Source organism: Nonomuraea sp. NPDC049714, assembly GCF_044465295.1.
Taxonomy (GTDB): domain Bacteria; phylum Actinomycetota; class Actinomycetes; order Streptosporangiales; family Streptosporangiaceae; genus Nonomuraea.
Genome location: NZ_JBITLM010000002.1, coordinates 79,379 through 90,876, shown reverse-complemented (window position 1 = coordinate 90,876; position 11,498 = coordinate 79,379). Strand labels below are relative to the sequence as shown.

The window sequence follows — 11,498 nt, the reverse complement described above, 5'->3', positions numbered from 1 at the left end:
GTGGTTCGTGTTCAGGACGACACTCCTTCCGGGGAGATCGCGTAGTGGGCCGGGTGGACGAAACGGGATCTTGCGGCGAGGCCGCGCGCGCCGGCCCGGTCCGTGGCGACGATCACGGCGAAGGGGAAGGGCAGCTCGACGCCGACCAGCGGGTGGCCGGGGTCGTCGACCTCGACGAGGGCAGGCGCGAGGAAGCCGTCCGACAGCAGTGGCCGCCGGGTGAGCAGCCGCCCGCCGGGGGCGAGCCGGTCCATCACGAACGCGGCCGTCCGCGCGGCGTCGGCCTCGGGCCAGGCCGCCTGCGGCCGGCGCGGGTCCGGCGGGTCGAGCGAGATGCCGTCGAGCACCTCGGCGACCCGCCGGCCGAGCGGCTCGGTCCCGCGCAGGCAGGCCACCACGCAGGTGCTGGTGCAGAACCGGCCCGCGTCCTGCGCGATCCGCTCGGCGAGCCACTCGGGGTCCGGCGGCTCGTCCACGATCACGCAGGCGCGCCCCGGACCCCGGAACTCCAGCGACGGCGGCCCCGCCGCCCTCCCGGCGAGCTCCGCCGCCAGATCGTCCCCTCCATACACGATCTGGTGGTCGGAGCTCTGGATGAGGGCGTGCAGGGTGCGGGGCGCGGTCGGGTAGTAGCCGAGCGTCTCGGCCGGCCAGCCCACGCTCAGCAGGGCCCCGATCAGGCGGGCCGACGACAGCGGCTCACGCCTGCTCGGCCGGACCCAGACGGCCGCGCCGGACAGCGCGGCCTCCAGTACGGCCTTCAGGCAGGTGAAGGTGTTGGCGGGCAGCGAGACCAGGGTGAGGCCGTCGCGCTCCTCCGGCGCGAGCTCTGCCGGGCGGCAGTCGTGTTCGTCCGGCGCGAGCACTACCGGGCGGTTGTCGCGCTTCTCCGGCGCGAGCTCTGCCAGTGGGTCGCCGCGTTCGTCCGCCGGCTCCGCCCATCGGGCGCCGAGCAGGTCCGACCAGCGCCGTACCAGAGCGGGCGGGAGCCCGGCCACCGCGCCCATCGACGCGGCGAAGTCGCCGGGGTCCTGAACACCGAGCCCTTCGATCGGCACCCGGCCGAACCTGAACAGGTCTACGGCCTCGCGGAGCAGGTCCAGCCGCCTGTCCCGGTCCGGAACACCGGGCCCGGCCAGGCCGGCGCGCAGCCGGGCGGCGTCGTCGCGGACGATGATCTCCGGGGCCAGGCAGAGCGACCCGGCGCCGGAGACGGGCACGGTGTCCATCGACCGGTACCACCGGCCCCCGCGCAGCAGCGGGAGGACTGCCTGGGCGGTCACGAGAGGGAGTCCCGCAGCGCCTGGACGACCCGATCCTGCTGGGCGGTGGTCATGCCGGGGAAGATCGGCAGGCAGACGTGGCGGGCGGTGAACGCCTCCGCGCGTGGGTAGGAGCGGTCGCCGAAGCGCGCGGCGAAGTAGGGCTGGCGATGCAGCGGGACGTCGTACACCTCACCCGCCAGGCGCACCCCGTCGGCGCGCAGCCGCGCCTTGAGCGCCGCCCGGTCCACGCCGTCCGGCAACAGCGCCAGGTACTTGTAATGATTTGTCGCGCAATTAGGTGATATTTCGGGACGGGTGAGGGCGGGCACGCGGGGCAGGTTCTCGTCGTACCAGGCGGCCAGTCTCCGCCGCTCGGCCAGCACCTCCGCCAGCCGGGCCAGGTGGGTGAGCCCCACGGCGGCGTGCAGCTCGCTCATCCGCCAGTTGCTGCCGAGGTCGTCGTGCAGGTTCTCCTCGAAGGAGCGCTTGCCGTGGTCCCGCAGACGCCGCACCCGCTCCAGGTCGCCAGGGTCGGCGGCGGTCAGCAGGCCGCCCTCGCCGCTGGTGATGACCTTCGTGGGGTAGAGCGAGAAGGCGGCCAGCCGGCCGAACGTGCCCGCCTGCCGCCCGCCCAGCGACGAGCCGAGCGCGTGCGCGGCGTCCTCGACCACGGCTACGCCCCGCTCGGCGCAGACGGCCAGCACCTCCGGCAGGGAGTCCGGCAGGGCGCCCGCGATGTGCACGGGCACCACCGCGGCCACGTCGTCATGAGCGGAGAGCGCCGCCCGCAGGCCATCGGGGTCCAGGCCGAGACCGTCGGGCTCCATGTCGACGAAGTCGACCCTCGCCCCGGCGCGGACGGCGCTCGCCGCGGTCGCGAAGAAGGTGTTGGCCGGGACCAGCACGGTACGCCCCGCGACTCCGACGATCCGCAGCGCGATCTCCAGGGCGGACGAGCCGGAGCTGACGGCCGCGGCGCCCCGGCCGATCTCCCGGCCGGCCAGCTCCTCCAGCCGGCCACCGGCTGGGCCGAGCGTCAGCGACCCGGACGCCAGCGCGTCGTCCACCAGGTCCAGGACGTCCAGGCGGGCCCGTACGCCGAAGGACACCCGGGCGGCGGGCACGAACGGCTCGTCGGCGGCGGGCTTGGCCAGGGTGCGGGCGAAGAAGTCGGCCGCCTCGGCCAGGCCGGTGCTGTGACCCATGGGCAGGGCGAGCACCTCGGCCCGTCCCGGCTCGTAGGAGCGGATGATCCGCTCTCCGGCCCGCGCCGCGTCGTCGTGGTCGAGCCGCACGTCGGCCCTGCCGTACTGGACCTGGAGAGGGGCGGGGGTCAGGGCCGCGTACAGCTCGGGGAGGTCGGCGTGGCGCAGGATGGACGGCAGGGCGGTGTACTGGTTCCAGGCCAGCAGCTTGCCGATCATCGTCTGGTAGGTGCCCAGGTGGCTGGCCGCGCACAGCGGGACCGGCTCGTCCGCCAGGAGGGCGGCGTGCAGGGCCACGGCCGCGCCCATGCTGTGGCCGAACAGGCCGGCGCCGGCCACGTCCGGCTGCGCGCGCAGCCAGCCGAGCGCCGCCAAGGCGTCCTCGGCCAGCGCGCCGAGCAGGCTGCCCCCGTACAGCCGCAACGTGCCGTCCAGCACGTCGCCGCTGTCGCGCCCGCCCAGCGCGGCGGCGTCCGCCCACCGGTCGAGGCCGCTGTCGAGGCCGTGGTCGAGGGTGAGGGTGCGGAATCCGGCCCTGGTCAGATGGGCGGCCACGTCGCGGCCCGGATGGTCGGGCGGGACGAGGCCGGTCACCCGCTCCAGCGTCGCGTTACGCCCCGGGCACACCAGCACGGCCGGCCACGGCGGCGGGCCCGCCGGGGTCAGCATGACGGCGCGCAGTTCCTCGCGGCCGTCATGCTCGAAGACGTAATGGTCCACGCGGTGGTCCTCGCGTTCCGCGCCGTGCGTGGACCGGATCCGGAGGGTCCGCTCCTGGACGGCGGCCAGCCGGGCGACCGCCCGGCGCACCTGCGCGTTGCGGGCGGCCTGGTCCGGAGCGCGCACGGGGGAACGGCCGAGATGGGTGAAGCGTTCGATCGGCGTCAACGGTGTTCTCGGATCTCAGACGAAGTCGGTGTGAAGGGCCTGAGGCACTTCGACGCGGTAGTTGTTCAGGGCGTCGTCGATCTTGATCTGACCCCTGCGCAGCCATTCGAGCAGCTCGTTCTGCGGCCGGTAGAAGCAGGACTTGCACAGGTCCGTCCGGCGCGGGTTGCTGGCCTCCCACTCGGCTCTGGGGCCGCCTTCGAGCACGGGGAGATAGCCGTCCTCCAGCACGTTGCCGATGAGGTAACGGCTGTTCAGGTGCACCTGCGGGCAGGGGTAAAGGTTGCCGTCCGCGCCGACGGCCGTGACGAAGCGGCTGTAGTGGCAGTGCTCGAAGTCGCCCTCGACCTCCTCCACCTGGTCCATCGGCCCCCGGTCCAGCTTGGGCACGGAGATCTCGAACTCCTCCGACGACAGCGCCGCGACCTCGGTCAGCGAGGCGGAGACCTCGGCCATGACCTCTTCGATGGTCTCGTGGCCCATGGAGCTGTAGAACTCCGGCTCGAACCGGACATAGTGCGCCCCAGAGTCGCGCACGGCGTGGGCGGCCTGGACGATCTCCTTGTAGTTCTGCCGGGTGATCACGAAGTTGAACCCGATCCGGAACTCCGGATCGACGGCCTGCTCGCGCAGGCGGCTCACCGCCTTGAGGAAGGTGGTGAAGGTCCGCTCCCGGTCCCGGGTGATCTCGTTGAACGTCGCCTCGGTGCCGGCGTTGAGCCCGATCCGCACCCAGGTGTGGGTGTTGATCACGCAGTCGGCGATCTCCTGCCGGTGCAGGCGCGATCCGTTGGTGATCAGTCCGATGCGCAGGCCCGCCTCGTTCCCGGCCGCGCAGATCTCCGTATAGCCGCGGTGAATGGTGCATTCGCCACTGCCGCAGAACGTCACGGCCCGGCCGCCGGACTCGGCGAATTCCCGCATGAGCTTGACGCTCTTATCTGTGGGAATGGCGTCCTTGAAGGAGAACAGGTCGTAGAAGTTCTCCTCGTTCGGCGAATGGAAGTTGCAGAAATTGCAACGCATGTTGCAGGCGCCCATGATGCCGATGCGCATATGGATGGGCCGGAACGTCTCGCCGTTGACGAATTTCCTCAGCAGGTCCTCGTGGGCCAGCACCTTGTCGGGCGCGTGGGCCTGGTCAAGAGAGACCTCCGCCAGACCGTCGCTGTTTCGGGGGCGCGCGGATCGGTAACTTTCGTCGGACATCTCGTCTCCACCCTCGGCCGCGCAAGTCTCCATGACGGCCGGTAAGTCGCGAGTCATCTGCGGGCGCTTCGCCAGCATTCTACGCCGACCCGAGAAGGCCGCCATTCCTGCTTGGGAGCCACTTTTGGGAGCGCTCCCAGGTGACGCTAGGCGATATCCCAAAATTGGTCAAGCCCTCTTGTGAGGTATTTTTCTGCACGGTAACCTTTGGCGCGCTCCGTGTTATTGCAGGTGAGAGGAATCGGCGTGGCAGAATTCCCGATAGCGTCGTCCGGAATGTCCGGAACGGAGGTCGGAGCACTCGGCCGGAGGCTGGCCGCCTATGTCTTTCTCGCTCACGATCCATCGGTCCCCGCCGTGGCGGCCGACTGGTGGGAGATCAGCGGCCCCCACTACCAGGATGTGGCCGGCGCCGTGGCCGAGGTCGTGGCGGACGGTCCCGCCGCGGCGTGTCTGTCCGCCTTCGCCGCCGCGCCCGACGACCGGCGGCTGGAGTCGGCGCTCGCCCAGTCGCTCACCGAGCTGCTGCGGGAGTTCCCCGCCGAGCGAGCCCGGCTGGAGAAGATGGTCGCCGCGGCCGACGAGCAGGTGCTGGTGGACTACCACCACGGCAACCAAGCCGACCGGTCGGCCGCCGGGGTGAGCCTCGATGACGTCGCCGTGTGGGCCCGGCCGCGGCTGCCCGTCACGATCGTGATCCCCTTCCGCGACCGGGTGGGCGGCGCCCGCGCCCGTAACCTGCTGGCCTGCCTGGCCGCCCTGCGCGACCAGCACCATCACGGCGCCCAGGTGCGCGTCACCGTGGTCGAGTCCGACTCCGAGCCGCGCTGGCGCGACACCGTCGAGCCGCTGACCGACCACTACCTGTTCGCCCGGCACGACGGTCATTTCAACAAGTCGTGGGCGGTCAACGCCGGGGTGCGCAACACTCCGGGCCGGCCCGAGCTGATCTGCGTGCTGGACACCGACATCCTGGCCGACCGCCGCTTCCTGGCGCGCAACGTGGACAGGATGGCCGCCGACCCCTCACTGTCCGCCTTCCTGCCCTACCGCCGCATGTACTGCCTCGACGCCGAGTCCTCCGCCGCCGCCATCCGCCGCCGGATCGAGCAGGGCGAGGGCGACGTGCCGCTCGACGAGATCCGCTCACTGGTGCTGCGCGAGCCGCCCGGCGCCTGCCTGTGGGTCAGGGCCGCGCTCTTCCACGAGATCGGCGGGTTCGACGAGCGCTACCAGGGCTGGGGCGGCGAGGACGACGACGTCGTGGCCAGGCTGGCCCGCGCCGGGCGGCTGACCAGGTTCGACGACCCGCTGCTGCACCTGGCCCATCCGCGCCCGCAGATGACACAGGACGGCGCCCCGTTCAACGCCCACATCGAGCCGCTGAGCTGGACCGCCGACGCCGGCTACGGCGACCTGCGAGGACCCCGGGGATGAGGGCGTACGCGAGCAGCACCTCGGTGCCGCAGGGCGGCCGGCTGCGCTTCCACCTGACCGGCGCCGCGGACCACCGCACGATCCGCGACGCGGTGACCGGCGAGATCAGGGCGGAGTCCGGCCGCACGGAGCCGGGGTGGACACTGGACGTCCCGCCGGACTGGCCCAGCTCCCTGTACGCCGCGTCGTTCGGTTCCGCCGATCCCGACGACGACGTCTACTTCGTCGTCCGGCCCGGCGGCCCGCCCCGCGACGCGATCCTGGTGTCCGTCCCCTTCCTCACCTGGCAGGCCTACAACCAGGCGGGCGTGCCGGGGGAGGGGCTCTACCCGACCGAAGGCGCGGGCCGCGCCGGGCGGGTCACCTTCGACCGGCCAGGCGGCGGTCCGGCCGGCCACTGGGAGGACCGCTTCTACCACTGGCTGAGCCGTACCGGCATCCCCGCCGACTACTGCTCCAACCTGGACCTGCACGAGGACCCCGGCGCGCTGCTGCGCGGCCGGCGGCTGCTGGTGATAGCGGGCCACGACGAGTACTGGACCAGGCAGATGCGGGACGCGGCCGAGTCGTTCGTGGCGGCCGGCGGCAACATCGCCTTCTTCGGCGGCAACACCTGCTGGTGGCAGACCCGCCTGGAAGATGGCGGCCGGACGATGGTGTGCCATCGTGACGCGCTGCTCGACCCCATGTCCGCCGTCGATCCGAGCCTGGCCACCGTCGAGTGGACCAGCGCGCCGGTGTCCCGCCCGGAGAACAGCCTGACCGGCGTGAGCTTCCGGCGCGGCGCGGGATGCTGGGAGGACATGAACGCGGTGAAGTCCGAGGCGTACACCGTGCGGTTCGCCGGGCACTGGGTGTTCGAGGGCACCGGGCTGCGCGACGGCGACACCTTCGGCAGAGGCGCCATCGGCTACGAGACCGACGCCGCCGAGTACACCGAGGTCGACGGGGTGCCGCTGGCGACCGGCGCCGACGGGACACCCGCCGAGTTCGCCATCCTGGCCACCGCCGACCTGCGTCACTGGCGGAGCCTGGGCCAGGGCGGGCACGCCACGATGGGCATCATGCGGCGCGGGGCGGGCACCGTCTTCAACGCGGCCACGATCGGCTGGGGCGACGCCATCGAGGACCCGGTCATCGACCGCGTCACCCGCAACGTGCTGAGCCGGCTCGGCGGCCCGGCCGGCTGGTGGGAGCCGATGGGCGGCGGGACCGGCGTGACCGGGCTGGCGGCCTCCGCGCACGTGCTCTTCGGCGTGCTGGCCGACGGCGGGCTCTACGTACGGCGCGGCCGTACCCAGAACCTGCCGTGGCGGTGGATCGAACCCGCGCCCGGCCTGGTGGCACTGGCCGCCCCGCGCGAGGCGACGCCCGGCTCACCCGTCTTCCTGTACGGGCTGGACGCAGTCGGCCGGGTGCTCGCTCGTGACCCGGTGCCCGAGGCGGCGGCCTGGACCGAGATCTACCGGGCGCCGCCCGGCGCGATCGGGATCGCACCCGTCGACCGGACCATGTACGCGCTCTGCCCCGGCGGCGAGCTGTGGAGCCGCCCGCTCGCCGCCGGGCTCCCCGGCCCGTGGGCACGTCTGGACGGCGGCCCGCCGCTCGTCGCGCTCGCGCACGTGGGAGGCCGGCTGATGGGCCTGGACGGCGACGGCGAGCTGTACGGCAGAGCGCCGGACACCGGCGCGTGGACCCGATCGGGCCCCACCCCCGGCCTGACCACCCTGACCGGCACGGCCGGCAGGCTCATCGGCGCCACCCCGGCAGGCGATCTCCACTGGCGGGAACCGTTCCTGGACATCGACCCCTGAGGGAGAGCGCGTGCGCCACATCTCGCTCGCCGGCCGCCGCCGTATCCGGCTGGACCACGACGCGCCCGTGCCCGAGATCGGGCCGGGCGACGTGCTGGTGCGGGTGGCCGCCTGCACCGTCTGCAACCGCAGCGACCTGGCCTACTACCACTACTACGGCCTGCGCGACCACTGCGCCACCGGCTGCTTCGGCCACGAGATCGCCGGCACCGTGGAAGCCGTCGGCGAGCGGGTGACCAGCGTCGCGCCGGGCCGGCGGGTGTTCGTCCGGACCCCGCTCACCTCGGGGTTCGCCGAGTTCGCGGCCGCCAGGGAGGTCAGCGTGGGCGCGCTGCCCGACGACGTCCCCTTCGAGCGCGGCGCGATCCTGCAGCTGCTGCCACTGGCCGTGCACGCCACCCGGGGCGTACGGCTCGGCGACCGGGTCGCCATCGTGGGCCAGGGCCCGGTCGGCCTGATGGCGCTGCAGGTCGCGCGGCTGCGCGGGGCGGCGGAGATCACGGTCGCGGACCTGGACCCGTGGCGGCTGGAACAGTCGGCGCTGCTGGGCGCCGACCGGACGGTCCTGGTGGAGTCCCCGCACGCGGTGCCCGACCGGCTCGACGGGGACTTCGACGCGGACTTCGACGTGGCCATCGAGGCGGTGGGCACCCCGCACACCGCCCGCGCCTGCGTCGACCTGGTCCGCCAGAACGGTCTCGTCGTCTTCCTCGGCACCCACCACGTCGACACCCACGTCACCTTCGACATGGTCACGTGGGAGAAGAAGGGGCTGCGCGTGCACAGCTCCGCCGAGCCGACCGACGCGGCCAGGGCCGAGGCCATGGCGATCGCCGTACGGCTGGCGTTCGCCGGGCGGGTGCGCCTCGATACGATCCTGACCGCGACCTACCCGCTGGAGAACCTCCAGGAAGCCCTCGACCGCCTCTCCCAGAGCCCCACCCTCCACCCCGCCGGGCACGACACACCCCACCGCACTCCGCCGGAGAAGACACTGAAGATCGCGATATGCCCCTGAGATGGGGGGTCGCCGGCTACGGCGACATCGTCCGCAAGCGGGCCCTGCCCGCGCTGCTCTCCCTCGGCGAGACGGTCACCTGCGTGTGGGGCCGGGACGCCGCCCGCGCGCAGCGGACCTGCGACGAGTTCGGCGCCGGCTTCGGCACCGCCGACTACGGCAAGCTGCTCGGCGCGGTCGACGTCGTCTACGTCGCCACGCCGGTCGCCACCCATCTGCCCCTCGCGATGGCGGCGGCGCGCGCCGGCCTGCCCGTGCTCGCGGAGAAGCCGCTCGGCGTCCTGCCCGCGCCGGCGGAGCGGCCGGCTGCCGACGAGCTGGACGACGCCCACGTGGGCGTCGCCTACTACCGCAGGCTCGCCCCCGCCGTCCGCCGCGCGCTCGACCTGCTGAGCGGCCGCGCGATCCACGAGGTGGTGGTGGACTACCGAGGACCCTTCGACCCCGGTCCCGACGACCCGAAGCTGTGGCGTACGGACCCGGCGCTGTCCGGCGGCGGCGTGCTCGCCGACGTCGGCAGCCACCGCCTCGACCTGCTCTGCCTGCTGCTGGGAGAGCCGGTCGTGACCGGCGCACGCACCGGCCGGCGCTTCCCCCTCGGCGCCGAGCGGGAAGTACGGGCACGGCTGGCCTGGCCGTCAGGGGCCACCGGCGAGGTGGACACGGTGTGGGGCCCCGAGCCGCGCCGGGACCACCTGCGCCTCACCTTCGACGGCGGGCGCCTGGAGCTCGATCCGCTGGACTCGGGCCACCTGCGTGGAACCGTCGACGGGGTGCCCGTCGAGGAGTTCCTGCCGCCACCGGCGAACCTGCACATCCCGCTCATGGCCGACTTCGCGCGCAGCGTCCGCGACGGGACCGCCCCGATCTGTCCCGTCCGCGACGCCGCCGCCGTCGACCGACTCATCTCGGCCGTGTACGCGGCCGCCACCCCTCTGGAGGAAGAAACATGACGGCCGTATCCTTGCCCGCGTTCCCCGCACCGCTGCACTGGCTGAACGAGCCCGAGCAGTGGAGCGTCGACGGTGACGACGCGCTCGTCATCACCGCCGCCGCGGGCACCGACCTCTTCTCCGATCCGGGCGAGCCGAACCGCTACGCCAATGCCCCCGCCCTGGTGGGACGCCTGGACGGCGACTTCACCCTGAGCGCCCGGGTCAGGCTCGACCTGATGTCCACCTTCGACGCGGCCGTCCTGCTGCTGCACGCCGACGGCGACCGGTGGGCCAAGTTCTGCCTCGAACTCTCCCCCCAGGGCACGCCCACCGTCGTCTCCGTGGTCACCCGCGGCGTGTCCGACGACTGCAACTCCATGCCGATGTACGGCGACGACATCCGGCTCCGCGTCTCCCGTGTCGGCCCGGCCTTCGCCTTCCACATCGCCGAAGGGGACGGCGCCTGGGGCCTCATCAGATACTTCGCGCTCGACGGAGACCCGGAGGTCGGCTTCCTCGCCCAGAGCCCGACCGGCGCCGGCGCCACCGTCCGCTTCGAGGACATCCAGTACACCCCCAAACGGCTGTCCGACCTGCGCAACGGCGAGTAGCGGCGGCGCCCCGAGCCTGTCCGGCCGGCCCCGCGAGCCGGTGCCCGAGGCGATCCTGCGAAGTCCCTGTGAGCCGATTCCTGGGTCTTTCCCGACGCTCCCCGGGCAGGGATCCTGGGCCGCATGAGATCAGCGATCCTCAAGACCGCGCTCTGCGCCGCGCTCGCGGGCGTGCTGCTGGCACCGCCCGCCCAGGCGGTCACACAGGCGACTGACACTTTCCCGCTGCCCAACGGCTTCCAGCCGGAGGGCATCGAGATCGGGCCAGGCCCCTTCGCCTACTTCGGCTCCCGCGCGACCGGCTCCATCTACCGGGCCGACCTGCGCACCGGAAAAGGCAAGATCATCAGCGATGGGCCGGGCACCCCGTCGCTCGGCCTCAAGAGCGACGACCGGGGCAGGCTCTTCGTGGCGGGCGGCAACGCGGGCAACGCCCGCGTGATCGACCTGCGCACCGGGGCGGTGCTCAAGTCCTACACGCTGGCCACCGGCGCCTCGTTCGTCAACGACGTCGTGCTCACCCGCGACGCCGCCTGGATCACCGACTCCACCAACCCCGTCCTGTACAAGCTGCCGCTCCGCCGCCACGGCGGGCTGCCCGGTGAGGCCGTCACGCTCCCGCTCACCGGCGCCGTCCAGTACGCCGACGGCATCAACGTCAACGGCATCGCCGCCACGCCGGACCGCAAGGGGTTGCTCCTCGTGCAGTCCAACACCGGCAAACTGTTCAGGGCCGACCCCCGTACCGGCGTCACCACCGAGGTGGACCTCGGCGGCGAGCTCCTCACCAACGGCGACGGCCTGCTCCTGCACGGCCGCACTCTGTACGTGGTGCAGAACCGGCTCAACACGGTCGCCGTGCTCCGCCTGAGCCACGACGGCACCTCCGGCCGCGTCCCCGACCGGCTCACCGACGAGCGCTTCGACATCCCGACCACGGTGGCGGCGTTCGGCAAGCGCCTCTACCTGCCCAACGCCCGCTTCAGCACCCCGCCCACCCCCGACACGCCGTACGACGTCGTCTCCATCAAGCGCTGACCCTTACGCGCCGAGCGCCCGGCCCGCACGAGCGAGGGCCGGGCGGTCGGCGAGATGGGGTCGTGCTCGATGGCTACG

The 11,498-nt window shown here is 72.8% G+C and carries 9 protein-coding genes; 6 read left to right on the top strand and 3 right to left on the bottom strand.

Annotation, left to right across the window (positions count from 1 at the left end; all coding sequences use genetic code 11):
- Positions 1-11: 11 nt before the first annotated feature.
- From ACIBQX_RS07295 to ACIBQX_RS07285, 3 genes are read right to left on the bottom strand one after another with little or no spacing between them, the layout of a single operon-like run.
- Positions 12-1,283 carry an acyl-CoA reductase gene (locus ACIBQX_RS07295; protein WP_397001649.1) on the bottom strand — a complete coding sequence of 424 codons (1,272 nt, stop codon included), beginning with the start codon at positions 1,281-1,283 and terminating at the stop codon, positions 12-14.
- On the bottom strand, positions 1,280-3,358 hold the full coding sequence (locus ACIBQX_RS07290; protein WP_397001647.1) for a DegT/DnrJ/EryC1/StrS family aminotransferase: 2,079 nt from the start codon (positions 3,356-3,358) through the stop codon (positions 1,280-1,282). Before ACIBQX_RS07290 ends, ACIBQX_RS07295 begins: the two co-directional genes overlap by 4 nt.
- Before the next feature lie 15 nt (positions 3,359-3,373).
- A complete protein-coding gene (locus tag ACIBQX_RS07285) occupies positions 3,374-4,567 on the bottom strand; it encodes a radical SAM protein (protein WP_397001645.1) in 1,194 nt (397 codons plus the stop codon).
- Between the two features lie 276 nt (positions 4,568-4,843).
- Here ACIBQX_RS07285 and ACIBQX_RS07280 point away from each other — a divergent pair, with 276 nt between their 5' ends.
- The 6 genes from ACIBQX_RS07280 (at position 4,844) to ACIBQX_RS07255 (ending at position 11,420) form a co-directional block, all read left to right on the top strand.
- Positions 4,844-6,004, top strand: coding sequence for a glycosyltransferase (locus tag ACIBQX_RS07280; RefSeq protein ID WP_397001643.1), 1,161 nt, complete (start codon positions 4,844-4,846; stop codon positions 6,002-6,004).
- Positions 6,001-7,818 (top strand): N,N-dimethylformamidase beta subunit family domain-containing protein, encoded by a 1,818-nt coding sequence (locus tag ACIBQX_RS07275; RefSeq protein WP_397001641.1) that lies wholly within the window; start codon positions 6,001-6,003, stop codon positions 7,816-7,818. The genes ACIBQX_RS07280 and ACIBQX_RS07275 overlap by 4 nt, the downstream gene beginning before the upstream one ends.
- 10 nt (positions 7,819-7,828) lie before the next feature.
- Positions 7,829-8,836, top strand: a complete 1,008-nt coding sequence (locus ACIBQX_RS07270) for a zinc-binding dehydrogenase (RefSeq protein WP_397001639.1) — start codon at positions 7,829-7,831, stop codon at positions 8,834-8,836.
- The gene (locus ACIBQX_RS07265; protein ID WP_397001637.1) at positions 8,827-9,789 is read left to right on the top strand and encodes a Gfo/Idh/MocA family protein; all 963 of its coding nucleotides are present in this window, start codon (positions 8,827-8,829) and stop codon (positions 9,787-9,789) included. Before ACIBQX_RS07270 ends, ACIBQX_RS07265 begins: the two co-directional genes overlap by 10 nt.
- The gene (locus ACIBQX_RS07260) at positions 9,786-10,382 is read left to right on the top strand and encodes a DUF1349 domain-containing protein (RefSeq protein WP_397001635.1); all 597 of its coding nucleotides are present in this window, start codon (positions 9,786-9,788) and stop codon (positions 10,380-10,382) included. The genes ACIBQX_RS07265 and ACIBQX_RS07260 overlap by 4 nt, the downstream gene beginning before the upstream one ends.
- A 123-nt stretch (positions 10,383-10,505) precedes the next feature.
- Entirely contained in the window at positions 10,506-11,420 is a 915-nt protein-coding gene (locus ACIBQX_RS07255) for a superoxide dismutase (RefSeq protein ID WP_397001633.1), read from the top strand.
- Positions 11,421-11,498: the final 78 nt, after the last annotated feature.